Origin of the sequence: Streptomyces sp. NPDC048192, from assembly GCF_043202415.1 — a bacterium.
In the GTDB taxonomy this organism is placed as follows: Bacteria; Actinomycetota; Actinomycetes; order Streptomycetales; family Streptomycetaceae; genus Streptomyces.
The window spans coordinates 198344-215962 of sequence record NZ_JBIDAL010000011.1 but is presented as its reverse complement, the minus strand read 5'-3'; the positions used below and the strand labels follow the sequence as shown (position 1 = coordinate 215962).

Below are 17619 nucleotides of genomic sequence, written 5' to 3'. Positions count from 1 at the left end.
CGCATCCGCTACAGCCCACCCTTGCGTCGGCCTGCCAGTAGTCGCGGTCGAAAGCACCAGGTTGCCGAGGCCGAGGCATGCTCTGCTGAACGGCACCCCGGCACCGGACGGCTGCAACCGGCCACCTCCCGCGAATCCCCGTACGTGGGTGAACAAGGCTGCGTAGAGTAGGGAGTTGTCGTTCCGGTGGTCTCCCCGTGCGCGCACCCCGCCACGCTGAGCCCCAACGCCTTTAAGGACAAGGACAAGGGCCACATCGTCAAGTGGTACACGCCTCACGTCCCCTTCGCGCGCGTCCCGCTGCGCTGCGGTCAGGTCAACGACAAGGGCCAGGATTCGACTTCAACAAAATCCGCGCCAAGCACTGGGACCCCTACGTGGACGAGGAGATCGCCAACACCCTCGCCCACTACACCGGTACCTGGCAGCAGAACGCCAACACCCAGATCTCCGTCCTGATCACGAGTCTCTTCCCAGGGTGGCCAAGCGCTGCTGAGCCGTACGTTGTGTCCATGACCTCCTCCAGCGCGGACGCCGCCCGGCGCACTGCCGTCGCCCTGGAAGGCCGCACGGTGACCGATCCCACGTGGGGCGTTGGCACTGTCACGGATGTCGAGGCGGACGGAACATGCTGGCCGATCCAGGTCGCTTTCTCGGCAGTCGGCAGGCGCTGGGAGACGGCATTCGAGATCGGTGACGTCGCGGACGAGCGCGAGCCGCTGCCGGAAAACTTCGGTGAGGAGCAGGCACAGGAGCTGGCATCGCCAGCGGTCACCTGGTCCTGGAGCGTCTCGCAGCGTGAGCGGAGCCCCCGTCGACCCAAGAGACCGGCAATGAGTAGAACGACGGTTGATCTCATGGCTGCCGCCCGCCACCGGTGGTGATGTCCAGGGCGCGTGGGTGACTGTGCCTGGGAGTTCACTCGAGTGGCGTAACCGGTGAATTCTCCGGACCGTGGATGTGCCCGCGGCATGTAAGGACCACCGTACGAGACAGACCACTTCCTCGCCTGTCAGGCAACGGCCGTCCCGCTCGTACCGGAGCGGTGTTTCCGGACGCGCTGAATCGGTGCCCCGCGCTTATGTTGACCGAATGCGGTGCCGTCTACGTCACATCTCCGGAGGGCGTGACGTAAGGGGCCCGCGAGCGGACATTGAGAGGAGCGTAACCATGCCCTTCGCCACCGCCGAGGACGGCACGCAGATCTTCTACAAGGACTGGGGCTCGGGCCAGCCCGTCGTTTTCTCCCACGGCTGGCCGCTCACTGCCGATGCCTGGGACCCTCAGATGAAGCTCATGGTGGACAACGGATTCCGTGCCATCGCTCACGACCGGCGTGGGGGCGGACGTTCAGGTCAGCCCTGGGAGGGCAACGACCTCGACACCTACGCCGACGACCTGGCCGCGGTCATCGAAGCCGAAGACCTGCGCGACGTCATTCTGGTCGGGCACTCCACCGGCGGCGGCGAGGTCACCCGCTACATCGGCCGGCACGGTACGGCACGGGTCGCCAAGCTGGTCCTGCTCGGCGCCATCCCTCCGCTGATGCTGAAGACGGAAGCCAACCCCGAGGGCCTGCCGATCGAGGTGTTCGACGAGATCCGCCAGGGTGTGCTCACGGATCGCTCGCAGTACTACAAGGACCTCAGTGCCCCGTTCTACGGTGCCAACCGTGAGGGCTCGACCGTCTCCCAGGGAACGCGTGACGAGTTCTGGCTGTGGAGCATGACGGTCGGTATCAAGGGCGCCTACGACTGCGTCAAGGCGTTTTCCGAGACGGACACGACCGAGGACCTGAAGAAGGTCGATGTGCCGACACTGATCGTGCACGGCGACGACGACCAGATCGTGCCCATCGTCTCCGCGGGCGCCAAATCATCGAAGATCGTCAAGGGTGCGCAGTACAAGGTCTACGAGGGCGCACCTCATGGCCTTGCGATGGTGCCCAAGTACGCCGAGATCTTCAACAGAGACCTGCTTGAGTTCGCGCGTAGTTAGCGCCTCCCCCGGTCCTGGGTCAACGGCGGCGCTGCCGTTGACCCAGGACACTGCCGGCCAGTGGCGCTGTGAATTGGCCGCCCGGGAGGGACGGTTCAAGGATGTCCCGGGCAACCATGTCCGGAGCGCCTGAAACTGGCTCGACGGCCTGGGCGATCGGTTCGCCGTGTCAGCCGATCGGGCTTGCGCCCTGCTGGAAGACGTTGATGAGGTTTCCGTCGTTGTCGCGGATCGCGGTCGAGATACTGCCGTCGCCGAGGTCCATCTGCTCCCAGACGGTTGTCACGCCCAGGTCACGGAAGGTGCGCGTCACGCCGGCGAGGTCCTCGACGCGGAAGACCAGGGCCTTGTTGCCGATCGGGCGGATGTGGGCGGGGGGCTCTGCCGTCAGTTCGGGGATCCGCACACCGTCCGCGGGCTGGAGGAGCTCGAGCCGGAACCCGGGGCCCTCCAGGAAGGCGACGTCCGCTCCGATGGCGTCGAAGCGGGTCCTCGCCAGCAGGGTGAGGCCGAACACCCGGTTCCACCACTGGATCGACGCGTCGAGGTCACTGACGGAAATCGTCACGTTGTGGAGGCTGTAGGGGAAGGGCGGCTGGGCAGCGGTGGTCATGGTGATCACTTTTCGTTGGCCGGGTGCGGGCGTTTGCGGTGGGGCACGCGAGAACCCTCGCATTCCGCCCGGCTTCTCTGTGCCGTGCTGCGGAACAGCCTGTGCCCGTCTGCCGTCGACCCGACGTCTACTTGCAATAGCGAATCCGCGGGTCGTAGGCCAAACGTAGACCTTATGGACCGTACAGTCAAGAATTTGTGTCCTCTTCAGGTGCATTGCGCAGTCAGTGGGTCAATGCACCAGTTGGCGAATCGTCGTCGGCGTGCGGAAGTGAGGCGCGAGCGAGGTCCCGCGCGGACTTGGGTAGCCTGGAGTCTTTGCCGTCAGTGCCCGTGCGCAATGGGCCGGCGCCGCCGGCTGCCGGAGCGTCGTCCGGCCCGCGTTGCGGCGCCGTCGATGGCGCAGCCGCCCGGCCGGAGTGCCTGCTCAAGGGCATGGTGAAAGGGGCAGGCCGTCAACCGCGCCGGGGCGGGCGCCCGGGCCGCTCGTGGGGGTGCTCGGGGGGCAGGTAATGCGCGTGCTCGCAGCCGACTCAAGCGGGCCCACGCGGGTCCCTGCCGGTCGGCACGTCACCTGTGAAGGGTGCCGGCCCGCAGGATGGTCAGTGTCGGGAGAGCTGCTTGAGGGCGGCCTGGCTTATCTGCAGCAGAGCTGAGCCGTCCATGCCGGTCTTCGCGAGAAATTCGATGCCCTGCATGACGGCAAGGAGCAGCCGCCCGACCTCCTGGGCGTCCGCCCCCGGTTCGACCGTCCCCTCGTCCTGGGCTTCCTTCACGCAGGCGATCAGAAGATCTTCGACCGCTTGGTAGCTGGTCCGGGCCCGGGAGACGACGTCCGGATCATTGCTGTGCAGCTCGGACGTGCTGTTGACCAGAAGGCAGCCGCGCCGCTGCGGGTCCTCCGTGAATCCCTTGGCCACGCCCTCGATGAGCAGGGTCAGGCGTTCGAAGGCCGTACCGGGCCCGGTCAGGACCGCCCGGACACCGTTGAGCTGTTCGTCACGGTAGCCGTCCAGCACGTGCAGGAACAGCTGCCGCTTGTCGCCGAAGGCCCCGTACAGGCTCCCCTTGCCCAGTCCGGTGGCGTCCGTCAGGTCCTGCAGCGACGTAGCCGCGTACCCCTGATTCCAGAACTGCTCGCGCGCAGACTCCAGAACCTGGTTCTCGTCGAAATTCCGCGGTCGTCCCATGTTCAGCAGCATACGTCTTTCTTGACCCATCGGTCCAGATCGTGGGCGCCCGGGTGCATGCGACACACAAGGGGGACAGGCACAGGCTGGGTGGTAGCGGGGTGTGTGGCCCAGGGCTCCCCCGGCGCCTCGACGCCCCGGCGGGCGGACCGGCGTCGGCCGGCTCGTCTTCGCTCGGCAGTGTGGATGCAGTCACGTTTTTGCCCGAGCGGTCCATAACGTGGTTCTTTACCGTACAGTCCATAAGTGCTCCGGGGCTGTCCGCTCCGGCTCTGTAACACTGCAGCGACACATGGTGCACGACCTTTGGCGTTTGCACCGGACAGGGATAAGCGATCATGGGACAGCTTGACGGGAAGACGGCAGTCGTCACCGGAGGCAACAGCGGAATCGGACTGGCCACGGCCAGGCGATTCGCGCGTGAGGGCGCGCATGTGTTCATCACCGGCCGTCGGCAGGAGGCTCTCGACGCCGCGCTGGCCGAGATCGGTGGGGAAGCCACCGCCGTCCGGGGCGACGTCGCGAACCTCGCGGACATCGACCGCCTCTACGCGGCTGTCGCCGAGCGGGGCCGGTCCATCGACGTACTGTTCGCCAACGCGGGCGGCGGTGAGTTCGCCACGCTTGAGCAGGTCACCGAGGAGCACTTCGACGCCACCTTCAACACCAACGTGCGAGGCATGCTCTTCACCGTTCAGAAGGCAATTCCGCTGCTCAACGACGGCGCCTCGGTGATCCTGACCGGATCGACTGCTGCCACCTCAGGCGGCGCCGCCTTCGGCGTGTACGCCGCGTCCAAGGCCGCGGTCCGCTCCTTCTCCCGCACCTGGGCCAACGAACTCAGCGGCCGCGCAATCCGAGTGAACACCCTGGTGCCCGGCCCGATCGTCACGCCGGGCATCACCGGCCTGGCTGCGGACGCCGAACAGGCCGCGAAGATGAGGGACGCCTTCGCCAGCCAGATACCGCTGGGCCGGATGGGGCACCCGGACGAGGCCGCAGCCGCCGCACTGTTCCTCGCCAGCAATGAGAGCAGCTTCGTCACCGGATCCGAGCTGTTCGTCGATGGCGGACTCAACCAGATCTGAGCGCCGCAAGACGATGCGCTTGCCCGTCCCAGCGAAGACAGAAGACAAGAGTGTGACCGCGTCGCGGTCACACCGGTAGTCACACCGAACCTTCGGGCGAGCGCAGCCCCGCCGGTGTGCGGGCACACGGCGGCCTCCGGAATCGGCTGAGGGCGTGGAGTCGGACGCCGTACACACAGGCGATCAGCAGAGCACCGTCGCCCGGCAGTTTTGGCCACCAGGCGAGGCCGGTGACACCGGTGCCCAGGCCGTAGCAGATGCCGCGCAGCAGGTGATTGGCCGCGTCACGGCGGCGTTGGCCGGCCCACCGGCGCAGTCGGGATGCCGGGGTCCGCCTGCGCCAGGCCAGCCCGTTGCCGGTGGCGGCACGGGTCAGGTGTGCGTCGATGTACTACGGTGCTGCCGGGCCTCGATGACCGTGAGGGGTCCAACTGGTCCGGTCGGACCCCTCGGCTCACACGCTGAGCATTCTCAGGGGGCGTCTCGGGTCGTGAAGATGGCGGACCCTGGCAAGCCGGCCGACGAGTTCAGCGCACCGGGCGCAGGGAAGCGGTTCGTCGGCGTTCAGTTCCGGCTCAAGAACACGGGCACCGCCACCTACAGCGACAGTCCATCGAACGGGGCGCAGGTAGCGGACAGCCAGGGACAGCAGTTCGAGGCGACGATCGCGGACATCAGCGCGGGCCCGTCGATGTCGGCAGGCGTACGGCTGAAGCCTGGCGGTACGGCGCTGGGCTGGATCGTGTTCGAGGTGCCAAAGAGCTCGAAGCTGACGACGGTCCACTTCACGATGGATTCTGGGTTCGCGGACCAGCCAGCGGAGTGGCAGCTGTCCTGATCTGCAGTGCTGCGGCCCGCCCGGACGAGTTTCGGGTGGGCCGTCGCGATGCGGTGGGTCAGGGGTACATCGGGCGAGTGATCCGCTGCTGCATCTCCCTGTTGCTCGCCTCGATCGAGTTGTCGTCGATGACGAGCAGCTGGCCCACCGCGCAGACCGGGCTGGCCCGCACCAAGATGCTGCGGCCGAGGCCGCGTTCCCCGGCGGCGGCCCGCACTCCTCAACTCTGCACGGCTCGCACAGGACGGTGCGCTTCGCGCCGCCCTCGATCTGGTCCCGGAACTGGATGTCGTTGACGAGATCGTCGTACGCGCTCACGTGGGCTCTTCGCCCCCGCGCACCGGGCTGGCAATCGCATGGAAAGCAACTCGGATCGCGGCACGCTGCTCGTCGGTGCGCGGCGTCTAGGCGGTCGATGCGCGCCCAGTAGGCGGCGTTCCAGGCAGGATCGGCAAAGCAGGCCCGGCGGTTGGCCTGCGGGCGCTCAGGACACTGATTCCTAATGCGGTCTGTCAAGCCGCGAGCGCCGTGGGTGGGGTCGCCTCATAGCACCGTCCGTCACGCAAGAGGGCCCAGAGGACGTTGACGCGGCGGCGGGCGACTGCGAGGACAGCCTGAGTGTGATGCTTGCCCTCAGTCCGCTTGCGATCGTAAAAGCGGCGGGACTCGGGGCAGTGCCGGATGCTGAACAACTCCGGAAGGTAGAAGACCCGTTGGACACGGCGGTTGTATCGCTGTGGACGTCGCAGGTTGCCGCTGATCTTCCCGGAGTCGCGAGGCACCGGAGCGACACCGCCGAAGCCGGCGAGGCGGTCGGCGGTGCCGAAGAGGCTCATGTCGCCGCCGGTGGCTGCCAGGAACTCGGCTCCGAGGATGATGCCCAGACCGGGCATGCTCGTGATCACCTCAAAGGCGGCGTGGTCGCGAAACCGTGCCTCGACAGCCTTGTCGAGCTCGCCTACCCGCTGGTTGAGGGCCAGCACCTCCGTCGCGAGCGTGTGCACCAACTGGGCGGTCAGCTTCTCTCCGGGCAGGCTGGTGTGCTGTCGCTCGGCGGCCTGGACGGCGATCTCGGCGAGCCGGTCGGCGCGAAGTACGTGCCGATTGCGCAGCCAGGTCTCCAGTCGTTTGCTGCCGATCCGGCGGACGGCAGCAGGCGTTTGGTAGCCGACCAGCAAGGTGAGTGGGCCGGTGTTGGTCACATCCAACATCCGTTCCAGCCCCGGGAAGATGCCCATCAGCTGGGCGCGGAGGCGGTTGACAGTCCGCGTGCGGTCGGCGACCAGGTCCGTGCGTCGGCCCGTGAGGATCTTGAGGTCGGTGACGGTGTCGTCGTTGGCGTGTAAGGGCAGCAGGTCGCGGCGGACGCGGACCTGGTCTGCGATGACCGCAGCGTCCTTGGCGTCGGTTTTGCCCTCGCCGCGGTAGCTCTCGGAGGCACGGTGGACGGCCCTGCCGGAGATGTAGTGCACCGACTGGTCGTGGTTGAGGAGAATCGTGATGGCCAGGGCGGCTCCGCCGCCAGCGAGGTCATTGCCCCACGTCACCTCGTCGCCCAGCTTCACGACGGCGGCAAGGAGTTCGAGCAGTTGGGGTTCGTCGTTGGCGACGCGTCGTGACAGCAGCCGACGGCCGCTGTCGTCGATCGCGACGCAATGGTGGTGGGTCTTGCCTGCGTCGATGCCGGCCCAGATCGCGGCCATGTTGCGTGGCGACGGGACCTGACGCCGCCTGCTCGCCGTAGTGTGCGGATATGTCGTCTTGGTTCACAGCGTCCACAGAACGAGCAGTGCGGCAAGCCGCGCTTGAGCGACGGAGGGTGGTCAGCGGCTGATGTAGAAGCGGATGGTGGTGCCCGCCTGGCTGGTGTGGATGCGGACCAGGTCGGCGACGTGATTGATCAGCAGCAGGCCCCGCCCGCCGGGCCGTTCCGGGGCTGGAGGGCGCCGTCCGGCCAGCGGATCGCTCAGCCGGCCCGCGTCGTGCACCTCGCATACGACCTGCTCACCCTCGCTCCAGATCCGCAGTGTGCCGCCGCCGGCTCCGTGGACGACGCTGTTGGTGGTCAGCTCCGCCACCGCCAGCTCCAGGTCCTGCAGCCGCTGCCCGTCCAGCCCCAGCCGCTTGGCGCACAGCACGGCGAACTCACGCACCTCGGGCAGTCCACCGCTGCCGTGGAAGGAGGACGCCTCGGCCTGCGGCGGCAGGGGAAGCGCCTGGTTGTAGCGGGCGACGACTGCCTGCCACTGGTAGGCGGCCGAGGGCTTGCCGCCGTCCTCGTCAATGACCAAGGGATGGGTGATCCAGGCGTCTTCCAGTACCTGCTCGTCGAGCCGGTCGGCGTCGTACGGGCAAAGGATCGTCACCGCGCGCCCGGTGAAGGCCGGGTTGATGAGCGCCTCGTGCTGCACGCACGCGGGGTACTCCATGCTGGTGCGGCCGGGCCAGATCGGCTCACCGATGATCCGCACCCGTCCGGTGGTATGGGCGTCGGCGAACCGGCGCAGCACCCCGGGGATGATCCGTCCGGGGTTGCGGCCGGCCTGCGTCATGTCCACGAAGTGAACCTGGTCGGCGCGGTCGCCCAGTCCGTCCTTGATCGCCTCAAGGCGATCCGGCGGGGCGGCCACTGCGACCGGCTCACCTGCGGCCAGGCCCTCCTGCACGAAGGGGACCGTGCCGGCCAGATACTGGTCCTCGCCGCGGTAGAACAGCGCTGGATGCTCGAACCGCTCGGCCTCGGTAACGGGGCGGGTCACTGTGCTACCTCGATCCCGCCCAGGCCGGGCCAGAAGAACTCCAGTACGCGCGGCACGTGGGGCGGCGGCTGCTGCACCACGATACGCCTCCCGCCGCGAAGCGACTGCGCGGCCATCGCCAGGTCCGTCACTCCCGCCACGTCGATGAAGGTCACTTGGGACATGTCCACGTGCACAAGGTCCTCATCCTGCCGCACAAGACGATCGAGCACCTCGCTCCACACCGGCCGCGTGGCGGCGTTGACATCCCCGGCCACACGCACACCGCAACGTCCCGGCAGCGGGTAGACCTCCAGCCCGGTCACGCCATGTGAGGGCGCGCCGGAGCGGCCTTCCGTATCAACCGGCACATCCACGCGCTTCCCCTCCACGGAGCGTGCATCATGAGCGTCTGTCTCGATCGCAGACACCCCCTACCTATACCAGCACCACCACCCACGCCGCGCGATGGAGGACGGCCGCACGTCAGTGCCCTCGGGCCCCGCTTGCCGCAGACCTGGGCGGCATGATCTGCGGATGCAGGCCGGGTTCGGCTTTCTCGGCCGGCGACTGCGCCCGGGCTGAGAAGCCGGTACCAGGAGGGGATGAGACGGATGACGGTGACAACGGTAACGGACAAGGACGTTGTCGACGCAGCCGCGGCTGACCTTCCCGTGGTGGCCGGCCCGCAACGCATCGCGCTGAAGGACGCCCGGTCGCTGTCGGCTTGGAACGGAGCGTGGCCCTGCCAAGATTTCCGTGAGGTGGGGTCGGCCACCGTGCGCCGGTGACGCACCGTCGCGGGTAGCGTCGTCGAAGCAACCCCATAAAGATGACGCAGTGTCGGAGCAGCGGGACACCTGGCCGACCGGCGGTGATCCGCTTCCGCAGCTCCAGATCGGGGATGCAGCCCTCATTGACGCCGGAGTCGAGCGGAAGAGCACACTCGAAGGAGGATCGGCGGGCCACCCGAACGGAAGATGTGGGCGCTGGTCTCCAAACAGCCCTCGATCGCTGGGCGTCCGGCAAGCCGGTCATGAGCCCGGGTCAGCGCCCGCCGCTGCCTCGAGGCAGCGCGGAGGTGTCCCTGCGCTACGACGCCGCGGGCCGGCCGGAGCGGCGCTACAGCTGGCGGGCGACACGCTGACGCCGGTGGCCCGAGTACGCGGGGACCTGCGTCACTCATGAGGCAGCGTCAGGGCGTGCAGACCGAAGCTGGGTTTCCCGCGCACCCCGAGATCCCGGCACGCGTCAAGGACCGCAACACCAGGGACGCCGGCGCGGCCGTGCGGCGGCGCCGGGAACTGACGGAACGCGGCCTGCGCGCGGCACTTCACCGGGACGGTCACCTCCTCCGGCTGACCCCGTGCCGGTCCTGCGGCGGTCCGACCGTGATCCTCGCACCGGAGCAGCGCACTGTCGTAGCCCGACTGCGCTGGCTTCGGCGTTGGGAGCGCTCGGATGGGGAGCGTCACAGCCAGATCGTCGACAGCCAGACCACCACGGCTGCGGTGAAGAGAAGCGCGGCGTTGAGCTCGATCCGCCGGTCGCCGCGGCGGAGGTGGACGCGGGTGGCGCCGATCTGCAGGAGCACGAAGCCGGCGGCAGCGGCCGGGGAGAGCCACGGCGCGACCCTGGTGGGAGGAGGCAGCAGGAGCCCCAGCGCGCCGAGCACCTCGAGCGCGCCGATGGCCCGGACGGCGAGCATCGGCGTGGTGTCCACCCAGGCCATCATCGGCCGCAACTCCTCCCGGGCGCGCAGCAGTTTCATCCCTCCCGCGTAGAGATAGAACGACGCAAGCAGTCCTGCGACCGTCCAGTAGGCGATGTGCATGGGCTCTGCTCCGTGCTCAGACGCGGTGAGCGCCGGCCGGCGGGCCCGCCGGCGTGGTGGCGTATCGGCTCATCACCCGGACGTTCGCCTCGGGGGTCAGCTTCTGCCCGCTGAGGATCATTTCCCGAAGGTCGCGGAAGTACTGCACGTACAGGTCCGGAGTGAACGTGCTGAGCATGACGGCCGGTTCGTCCGTCAGGTTGGCGAAGGTGTGCGGTGCTCCTGGCGGCACCATCACCAGCGTGCCCGCTCCCGCCTCGTGGCTGTCCTCGCCGACCGTGAAGGTCACCGTGCCGGAGATGACGTAGAACCCCTCGTCGTGCCGAGCGTGGCGGTGCTGCGGCGGGCCGTCCGTGTGCGGGGCGAGCACCGCGTGCGCGATACCGAGACGGTGCCCCGTGTTGTTGCCGTCCTCCAGGACGCGCATGCGGGTGGTGCCGAGAACGATCACCTCGCCGTCTTCCGGTCCCACCACCGACACGGCGGGGTCCGGCGCCGGAGAGTTCTTCTCGAAGGCAGGTGTCGTGTGTTCGTCGTTCATGCGTCGATCTCACCGCGCCGCCACCGCGTCCGTCCAAGACCGCTTCGGCACCGGGCATACCCGACGGGTATCGTGCCCGGACATGGAGCTTCGCACGCTGCGCTATTTCGTCGCCGTCGCCGAGGAACTCCACTTCGGACGGGCCGCCCACCGTCTGCACATGAGCCAGCCGCCGCTGAGCCGGGCCATCAGGCAACTGGAGTCCGACCTCGGAGCGACGCTGCTGCAGCGCTCGGCGGCCGGTGTCACCCTCACCCCGGCCGGGGCGGTGCTCCTGGAGCAGGCGCGGGCCCTGCTCGCCCGCGCCGAGCAGACACGCACACGCGTCGCCGAGGCCGCCGGTGCCACCGCCCTCACCGTCGGCATCCTGGGCGACGGCACCGACCCCGGCGCGGTGCGGCTCGCCGCCGCTCACCGGCGACGGCACCCGGGCATCGAGGTACGGGTCCGGGACGCGGAACTGGCCGATCCCACCTGCGGGCTGCGCGCCGACCTGGTCGACGTGGCCCTCACCCGCAGGCCCTTCGACGAAACGGGCCTGGCCGTGCACGGGCTGCGCGCCGACCCGGTGGGGGCGGTTCTGCACGCCGACGACCCGCTCGCCCACCGCGGCCGACTGGAACTGGCCGACCTTTCCGGCCGCCGCTGGTTCCGCTTCCCCGAGGGCACCGACCCCGCTTGGCAGGCGTACTGGAACGGCGGCGAACGCCGCGAGGGCCCCGTCGTCCGCGCCGTCCAGGAGTGCCTGCAGGCGGTGCTCTGGAACGGCACGGTGGGCATGGCGCCGCTGGGCCACGACCTGCCCGCGGGGCTGGCGGTGGTGCCGGTGACCGACATGGCCCCGAGCGAGGTGGTGGTGGCCTGGAGAAAGGATGACGCCAACCCGCTCATCGCTTCCTTCGTCCGGACCGCCACGGCCGCCTACCGGACCTGACCGAGCACGGGACCGGTACGGCCCCGGCCGGCACCGGATTCTTCCGGCCGCCCGGCTCGACCGTCGTCACACCGGCCGTCGGGGTGCGGCCGTGCGGGAGGCCGCGAGGCAGTGTCGACTTCCTGACGTCTCGACAGGTCCGTCCGCGGTCGATCGGACGGCAACAGAGGTTCCGGCAGAAGCAGTTGCCATCTCGGACGGCCGTGCTGCCGGCCGCCGCGTCGCTGCGCTCCAGCAGCTCGTAACAGATTTGCTTGCCGGGGCGGGAAATTGCACGTTTCTCGGTGCGTCGCTCGCATCCGATCAGTAGTTTGCACTATCGGACGACCATGTGACGCATGGCGCAATCGCACCACGATCCCGCAAGGGGAGACACACCCAATGAGCAGCCCCACCCCCGAGCCCGGATACGAGAGCCTCACGCTCGACCGCACGGGCCAGGCCGAGGCCTTCGACGCCATCGGCGAACGGTACGACGAGGCGTTCCCGCACAAGGAGGGACAGATCGCGGCGGCCGACTGGCTGGCCGGTTCCCTGTCCGCCGGCGCGCGCGTCCTGGACCTCGGGTGCGGCACCGGCCTGCCCACCGCCCGGCAGCTCAGCGACGCGGGACTGAAGGTCGTCGGCGTCGACATCTCCGCGGGCATGCTCGCACTGGCTCGCCAACGGGTGCCCGAAGCGGAGTTCCACCACGCGGACGTCGCCGACCTGCGCCCCGGTGGCCCGCTCGATCTGGGTCGCTTCCAGGCGGTCACGGCGTTCTTCTCCCTCCTCATGCTGCCTCGCGCGGAGATCCCGTACGCGCTGCGCACCGTGCGCCACCTGCTCGAACCCGGTGGCCTCTTCGCCCTGTCCATGGTCGAGGCCGACCTGGACGACTTCTCGCTGCCCTTCCTGGGCGGGCGCATCCGCGTGTCCGGATACGTCCGCGACGAGCTGCGGCAAGTGGTCCAACGGGCCGGCTTCGAGATCCTCGACGAGACCTCGTACGCCTACGCCCCCGCCAGCGCGGACGTCGAGCCCGAGGAGCACATCTTCCTGCGCTGCCGTCGCGCGGACTGACCGGCCCGCCCGCACACCTACGCAACTCGGCAAGGGAAGCTCCCGCGTGACGCAGTCCTCCACCCCGCTCGCCCCCGAACCCCGGCCAAGCAGACGGCCCGGGCCGGACGCCGATGCGCCGCAGCAGTCGGCCTTTCCGGTGCCGTCCGGCCCCCATGACCCGCCGCGCGCCGGCCGGGAGACGCTCCCCCGTCCCCAGCCCACGACCGTGGTCCGGCTGCGGGGTGCCAGGCGGTCGGCCGCGCTCGGACGGGCACCCGGCGGTGACCCGTCCGGCCGACTCGGCTACCTCGACACGGCCACCCGGCGCATCGCCCGTGGCATGGACCTCGACGAGACGCTGCGCGAACTGGTCGGGACGGCCGTGCCGGTCTTCGCCGACCGGGCTCACGTCTATCTGGCCGATCCGCTGCCGGTCGGAGACGAGCCGCCCGACGCTGCCTGCGTGCTACGGCCGCGCCGCATACCGGACCGCAGCGGCCCGGACACCTACGCCGGTCCGGCGGGCCCGGGACGTCCCGCAACGGTGTCGGCCGTCCCGGCGACCGCCGCCGCACAGCTCGCGGACCTCTTAGGGGCCGGCCGGCCGCGGTTCACCGAGCCGGCCATGGCCGACCTGGTGGCGCAGCTGCTGGCGGGCGCCGGCGTACGCGAAGACCTGCCACCCGGCCGAAGGGCGATCGTGGCCCCGCTCCTGGGCCGTACCCGGCTCATGGGCTGTGTGATGTTCCTGCGCGACATGCGGCGCGCCGCCTTCACCGACGACGACCTGGTCGTCGCCTCCCAGCTCGCCACCCATACGGCGCTGGCCGTCGACAAGGCGGTGCTGTACGGCAGGGAGGCCTCCGTGGCCGACGTACTGCAGCGCGCGATGCTGCCGCCGTCACTGCCCGAGGCGACGGGCGTGCGGCTGGCGAGCCGGTACCTGCCCGCATCCCGCACGGTGCAGGTCGGCGGCGACTGGTACGACGCCATCCCGCTCCCCGGCAACCGGATCGCGCTGGTCATCGGCGACGTGATGGGCCATTCGGTGACCTCGGCCGCGATCATGGGGCAGCTGCGCACCATCGTGCAGACCCTCGCCGGTCTCGACCTGCCGCCCGAGGAGGTGCTGCACCATCTCGACGAGCAGGCGGAGCGGTTGGGCAGCGAGCACATGGCGACGTGCCTGTACGCCGTGTACGACCCGGTGCGCGGGCGGCTGGTCGTGGCCAACGCGGGCCATCCGCCACCGGTGCTCGTCCATCCCGACGGCAGCACGGCGATGCTGGAGGTTCCGGCCGGGGTGCCGATCGGGGTGGGCGGCTCCGTGTTCGAGAGCACCGAGCTGCCCGCGCCCGCCGGAGCCACGCTGCTGCTGTACACCGACGGGCTCGTCGAATCCCGCTCTTGCGACCTGCAGGCGGGTATGGAAGGCCTCCTCAAGCGGTTGTACGGCGCCCACGGTGAAACCGGGCGGGATCTGGAAGCGCTCTGCGACCGGGCGCTCGGCACCCTGGGCGATGACGACCGCGACGACGACATCGCGTTGCTGGCGGCCACCCTGGAGGGTCTGCATCCGAGCGCCGTGGCGTACTGGTACCTCGCCCCCACGCCGCAGACCGCCGGGCGGGCCCGCAGGCTGGTGCGCCGGGTGCTCGCGCGCTGGGGCCTCGCGGAACTGGCGGAGACCACGGAACTGCTGGTCAGCGAAGTAGTGGCGAACGCCGTACGGTTCGCCACCCAACCCGTCAGCCTGCGGGTGCTGCGCACCGACGTCCTGCGCTGCGAGGTGGGCGACGACTGCCCGCAGGTGCCGCGGATGCGACACGCCGGCCTCGGCGACGAGAACGGCCGCGGCCTGTGGCTGGTCGACCAACTCGCCGACCGGTGGGGCGCGACGAGGGTCAGCACCGGGAAAGTCGTCTGGTTCGAGCAGGAACTCCCGTCCGGCGCCGGGCAAGCACACGGAGACGGACCGGCGTGCTGACCCGCCGCGCGCACCCCCGGCCTTGCCGACAGCGGGCAACAGACATCCGCAGCGGGAAGGCCTGGACCTCTGTGGTGATGGACGTCCAACTCCGGCGTGGAACGCGGGGCGGGTGATGCCGTCCGACGCGGCTTTGTGACCGGGGACGCCGCCCACCTGATACCGCCCTTCGCCGGACAGGGCCTGAGCGCGGGTGCCCGCGACGCGATGAACCTGGCTGGAAGCTCGACGCCGTACTACGCGGGCTGGCCCGTGCACGCCGATCCTCGACGCCAATGGCTCCGAACATCCGCGTCACACCGGGGAGTTCGTGCGGTTCTCCATGGACCTCGGCCGCGTCATCTGCCTCACCGATCCCGAGGAGGCCGCCGCGCGGGACGCCCGTATGACCGCCGACCGGAACGCGGTCATGAAGCCGCCCACACCGCCCCGGCCGGGCCACGGCCCCGGCCTGCACGAGGGCCCGGCCGGCACGCAGCTGGTCGACGGCATACGCTGGCGGACCCGGGCCGGGACACTGTGGCGGGACGTCCAGGAGCGGTACGGCAGGATCGACTATCGCGAGCAGCATGCCGTCGAGTGCGGGATCAACCGTCTCAAGCGCCATCAGGCCGACGTCACCAGGTACGACAAGCTCATCGTGCGCTACGAGGCCACCGTCGTCATAGCCGCGATCAACGAGTAGCTGTGACGGCCGGTTTGGTCACAGCCGAAGCTCCAGCGTCAGCACGTCATGCAGAGCGATGCCGTACTCGCCTGTCGTCGGGATCGACGGCTTGAGGATCCGGGCGGTGTCCACCGCGCCCGGGCCGACAGCGACGATCCGCATCCCGCGCCGCTGGTAGAACCGCAGCGCATCGAGGTTGTCGTTCGTGGTGACCAGCCACACCCGACGGGCGCCGACCTGCCGGGCGACCTCGGCGGCAGCGGCCAGCAGCGCACTGCCCACCCCGACATGCCGCACCACGGCATCCAGCGAGACGACCTCCAACCCCTGGCCCGAGAGCGTGTAGGTGAGCAGCCCCGCCACCCGGCCGTCCCGCTCGGCGAGCAGGGCCGGAAGGCCCGCCGCGTCATAGACCGTCCCGTGAGCCACCACGGTCGTGCCACCCCACGACGAGGTGAGCACGTCCACGATCACCGCACGATCAGCTGCCGCGGCAGCCCGGACACGAAGATCTCCCATGGCGGGCCACCTTGCCGCCGCCCAGACTCACGCCTTCTGACAGGACATCCGACTCCGCGGTCCTTTGCGCGCCCGGCGGCACCGGGCAGTTACCCGGTCGGCGCGTTGGTCCTTCGAGCTACCAAGAGAACTTGTTCTGATGCACGGCAGCCGCGGCAATCACCGGGTTGACCAACATTCCTCGCGATCGGAACACCGACAGTCGCCTCGCTCTTAAATCACTGGGATGGGCAATGTGGCCTTGCCATACTGGTGCGATGTGCTTTCGTGGGGGGACTGGCAACCGGCATTACGTGTGTCTGCCCTGCCGTGCTTCGTTCAAGAAGCGCGGCACACGGGCAAGCCGATGCCCGCGCTGCGGTGGAGAGTTGATCGATGCGGGCCAGGACCTCGCTGTGCCGAAGCGGAGGGACACCGCTGGCTGGCGGACGTTGACTGCGCTACTGAACGCGGGCGTCACGTTCCACTCCGGCTGCTGTGACGGGCCCGGCTGGCGGCCTCGAACACCACGCGAGGTACGCGAGCGGCTGGCCGCCGCTGCTGACACCGGCGTGCCGCTGAGCGTAGCGCTGACCACGGTCGACACTGACGAACTCCGTTGCAGCCGAACCGCACGCTGAGCCGTCGGCACGGCGCAGTGATCCAAGATCGCGGTTTCATGGCCGCCCAGGACAGCGACAGTTAACGCGGCCGGAGCTGCTTCAGCCCTCGCCTACTGACCTTTGCGGCGTGATGTCGTTGGGGCTGACGATGTGTGATCATTGCCCGTCGCAGCGCCAACCGTAGGCTGTGGCGGACGAGTCGGGCGGCGGCCAAGCCGATCGCGGCGCCGGCGACGACGTCGCTGGGGTAGTGCGCGCCGCTCTGCACACGCTCGATCGCCACCATGGCGGCCGGAACCGCGCACGCCATGCCCGCCACAGGCCATGTGGGCCAGACGGCCGCGGTGAACGCCGCGGCGGCTGCGGTGTGCCCGGAGGGGAACGACGAGGAGTCGGGACGGTCCTCGACCTCGTCATGCGGGATCCACTCCTTGGGCGGCCGGGGCCGGTCAGCCAACTGCTTGCACAGCCCGTTGGAGACCAGCTGCGCCACCGTCAGCGCCGCAAGACCGGCGGCCGCCGCGCGCCGCCCGCGCCAGCCGCCACCCCAAGCCATCACCACCGCCGCCGAGCACCACAGCTTGGTGCTCTCCGCGCACTCCTCCACCGCCGACAGCGTCCGGTGCACGCCCGGCGCCGTCCAGGCGGCAAGCCTCTGACTCAGACGCCGATCCACCTCACGCAATCCCGCCAGCAACCTCATGAACTGCAAGTATCCCGAAGATCACCCGCCATGCGCGGTGATCACGACCGGTGGAGCCGGCAGGTGGCGGTCACATGCGCATCGAGACCGACGCCGCAGAACCTTCCTGTTGTTGCCGTGCCCGTAGGCCATGGCTGTCAGACGTAGTCCAGGCGGAGTACGTCGTCCTCGTCCCAACTTCCGGGTCCGCACGGCCTCGGCGTCGAACTCCAGGCCCAGTTGGCGCGTTCGCCGTTCCAGGAGTCGAAGACGGCGCGGATGGCGCGCTGGAGCTGCCCGACAGGTTCCTGGGAAACTCCTCGAAGGGGTCCTGGTGGTGGACGA

At 69.4% G+C, this 17619-nt stretch carries 18 protein-coding genes and 1 pseudogene; 9 read left to right on the top strand and 10 right to left on the bottom strand.

The annotated features are described in order from the left end of the window. Window positions 1–377: 377 nt before the first annotated feature. Entirely contained in the window at window positions 378–884 is a 507-nt protein-coding gene (locus ACGFZN_RS25060) for a hypothetical protein (RefSeq protein WP_393860714.1), read from the top strand. A 286-nt stretch (window positions 885–1170) separates the two neighbouring features. Continuing rightward, window positions 1171–1998: an alpha/beta fold hydrolase gene (locus ACGFZN_RS25055; RefSeq protein WP_393860713.1), complete on the top strand. Its 828-nt coding sequence runs from the start codon at window positions 1171–1173 to the stop codon at window positions 1996–1998. Window positions 1999–2167: 169 nt separating this feature from the next. Here the strand turns inward: ACGFZN_RS25055 and ACGFZN_RS25050 are convergent, their stop codons facing one another. Then, on the bottom strand, window positions 2168–2611 hold the full coding sequence (locus ACGFZN_RS25050) for a VOC family protein (RefSeq protein ID WP_393860712.1): 444 nt from the start codon (window positions 2609–2611) through the stop codon (window positions 2168–2170). A 601-nt stretch (window positions 2612–3212) separates the two neighbouring features. Then, a complete protein-coding gene (locus tag ACGFZN_RS25045; protein ID WP_393860711.1) occupies window positions 3213–3812 on the bottom strand; it encodes a TetR/AcrR family transcriptional regulator in 600 nt (199 codons plus the stop codon). Between the two features lie 326 nt (window positions 3813–4138). Here ACGFZN_RS25045 and ACGFZN_RS25040 point away from each other — a divergent pair, with 326 nt between their 5' ends. After that, window positions 4139–4888, top strand: coding sequence for a glucose 1-dehydrogenase (locus ACGFZN_RS25040; protein WP_393860710.1), 750 nt, complete (start codon window positions 4139–4141; stop codon window positions 4886–4888). A gap of 496 nt (window positions 4889–5384) precedes the next feature. Further along, window positions 5385–5726 (top strand): DUF4352 domain-containing protein, encoded by a 342-nt coding sequence (locus ACGFZN_RS25035; protein WP_393860792.1) that lies wholly within the window; start codon window positions 5385–5387, stop codon window positions 5724–5726. A 58-nt stretch (window positions 5727–5784) separates the two neighbouring features. Here the strand turns inward: ACGFZN_RS25035 and ACGFZN_RS25030 are convergent, their stop codons facing one another. The 6 genes from ACGFZN_RS25030 to ACGFZN_RS25005 form a co-directional block, all read right to left on the bottom strand. After that, on the bottom strand, window positions 5785–5943 hold the full coding sequence (locus ACGFZN_RS25030) for a hypothetical protein (RefSeq protein WP_393860709.1): 159 nt from the start codon (window positions 5941–5943) through the stop codon (window positions 5785–5787). A 295-nt stretch (window positions 5944–6238) separates the two neighbouring features. Continuing rightward, window positions 6239–7429, bottom strand: a complete 1191-nt coding sequence (locus tag ACGFZN_RS25025) for an IS110 family transposase (RefSeq protein ID WP_393860708.1) — start codon at window positions 7427–7429, stop codon at window positions 6239–6241. 120 nt (window positions 7430–7549) lie between these two features. Continuing rightward, window positions 7550–8485 (bottom strand): anti-sigma factor RsbA family regulatory protein, encoded by a 936-nt coding sequence (locus ACGFZN_RS25020; protein WP_393860707.1) that lies wholly within the window; start codon window positions 8483–8485, stop codon window positions 7550–7552. Beyond that, window positions 8482–8841 carry an STAS domain-containing protein gene (locus ACGFZN_RS25015; RefSeq protein ID WP_393860706.1) on the bottom strand — a complete coding sequence of 120 codons (360 nt, stop codon included), beginning with the start codon at window positions 8839–8841 and terminating at the stop codon, window positions 8482–8484. Before ACGFZN_RS25015 ends, ACGFZN_RS25020 begins: the two co-directional genes overlap by 4 nt. Window positions 8842–9935: 1094 nt before the next feature. Continuing rightward, window positions 9936–10298, bottom strand: a complete 363-nt coding sequence (locus ACGFZN_RS25010; protein ID WP_393860705.1) for a DoxX family protein — start codon at window positions 10296–10298, stop codon at window positions 9936–9938. A gap of 16 nt (window positions 10299–10314) precedes the next feature. After that, window positions 10315–10839: a cupin domain-containing protein gene (locus ACGFZN_RS25005; RefSeq protein ID WP_393860704.1), complete on the bottom strand. Its 525-nt coding sequence runs from the start codon at window positions 10837–10839 to the stop codon at window positions 10315–10317. Window positions 10840–10921: 82 nt separating this feature from the next. On the opposite strand from ACGFZN_RS25005, the gene ACGFZN_RS25000 reads away from it, so the two are divergent. The 5 genes and pseudogenes from ACGFZN_RS25000 (at window position 10922) to ACGFZN_RS24980 (ending at window position 15489) form a co-directional block, all read left to right on the top strand. Further along, on the top strand, window positions 10922–11773 hold the full coding sequence (locus ACGFZN_RS25000) for a LysR family transcriptional regulator (RefSeq protein WP_393860703.1): 852 nt from the start codon (window positions 10922–10924) through the stop codon (window positions 11771–11773). Window positions 11774–12154: 381 nt separating this feature from the next. After that, window positions 12155–12835: a class I SAM-dependent DNA methyltransferase gene (locus tag ACGFZN_RS24995; RefSeq protein ID WP_393860702.1), complete on the top strand. Its 681-nt coding sequence runs from the start codon at window positions 12155–12157 to the stop codon at window positions 12833–12835. Window positions 12836–13157: 322 nt separating this feature from the next. After that, on the top strand, window positions 13158–14804 hold the full coding sequence (locus tag ACGFZN_RS24990; RefSeq protein ID WP_393860791.1) for a SpoIIE family protein phosphatase: 1647 nt from the start codon (window positions 13158–13160) through the stop codon (window positions 14802–14804). Window positions 14805–14900: 96 nt separating this feature from the next. Beyond that, window positions 14901–14981, top strand: a pseudogene (locus ACGFZN_RS24985) (hypothetical protein); the annotation flags it as partial. A gap of 133 nt (window positions 14982–15114) precedes the next feature. Next, window positions 15115–15489 (top strand): hypothetical protein, encoded by a 375-nt coding sequence (locus ACGFZN_RS24980; protein WP_393860701.1) that lies wholly within the window; start codon window positions 15115–15117, stop codon window positions 15487–15489. An 18-nt stretch (window positions 15490–15507) separates the two neighbouring features. On the opposite strand, the gene ACGFZN_RS24975 is transcribed toward ACGFZN_RS24980, so the two are convergent. Then, the gene (locus tag ACGFZN_RS24975) at window positions 15508–15939 is read right to left on the bottom strand and encodes a GNAT family N-acetyltransferase (RefSeq protein WP_393860700.1); all 432 of its coding nucleotides are present in this window, start codon (window positions 15937–15939) and stop codon (window positions 15508–15510) included. 732 nt (window positions 15940–16671) lie between these two features. Then, complete coding sequence (locus ACGFZN_RS24970; protein ID WP_393860699.1) at window positions 16672–17295, bottom strand: phosphatase PAP2 family protein; 624 nt, start codon at window positions 17293–17295, stop codon at window positions 16672–16674. Window positions 17296–17619 lie beyond the last annotated feature (324 nt).

What these genes read in the sequence shown, in the direction of transcription:
- ACGFZN_RS25055 (WP_393860713.1), top strand. Translation starts at nt 1,171, where the DNA reads ATGCCCTTCGCCACCGCCGAGGACGGCACGCAGATCTTCTACAAGGAC.
- ACGFZN_RS25050 (WP_393860712.1), bottom strand. Translation starts at nt 2,611, where the DNA reads ATGACCACCGCTGCCCAGCCGCCCTTCCCCTACAGCCTCCACAACGTG.
- ACGFZN_RS25045 (WP_393860711.1), bottom strand. Translation starts at nt 3,812, where the DNA reads ATGCTGCTGAACATGGGACGACCGCGGAATTTCGACGAGAACCAGGTT.
- ACGFZN_RS25040 (WP_393860710.1), top strand. Translation starts at nt 4,139, where the DNA reads ATGGGACAGCTTGACGGGAAGACGGCAGTCGTCACCGGAGGCAACAGC.
- ACGFZN_RS25035 (WP_393860792.1), top strand. Translation starts at nt 5,385, where the DNA reads ATGGCGGACCCTGGCAAGCCGGCCGACGAGTTCAGCGCACCGGGCGCA.
- ACGFZN_RS25025 (WP_393860708.1), bottom strand. Translation starts at nt 7,429, where the DNA reads ATGGCCGCGATCTGGGCCGGCATCGACGCAGGCAAGACCCACCACCAT.
- ACGFZN_RS25010 (WP_393860705.1), bottom strand. Translation starts at nt 10,298, where the DNA reads ATGCACATCGCCTACTGGACGGTCGCAGGACTGCTTGCGTCGTTCTAT.
- ACGFZN_RS25005 (WP_393860704.1), bottom strand. Translation starts at nt 10,839, where the DNA reads ATGAACGACGAACACACGACACCTGCCTTCGAGAAGAACTCTCCGGCG.
- ACGFZN_RS25000 (WP_393860703.1), top strand. Translation starts at nt 10,922, where the DNA reads ATGGAGCTTCGCACGCTGCGCTATTTCGTCGCCGTCGCCGAGGAACTC.
- ACGFZN_RS24995 (WP_393860702.1), top strand. Translation starts at nt 12,155, where the DNA reads ATGAGCAGCCCCACCCCCGAGCCCGGATACGAGAGCCTCACGCTCGAC.
- ACGFZN_RS24990 (WP_393860791.1), top strand. Translation starts at nt 13,158, where the DNA reads ATGGACCTCGACGAGACGCTGCGCGAACTGGTCGGGACGGCCGTGCCG.
- ACGFZN_RS24970 (WP_393860699.1), bottom strand. Translation starts at nt 17,295, where the DNA reads ATGAGGTTGCTGGCGGGATTGCGTGAGGTGGATCGGCGTCTGAGTCAG.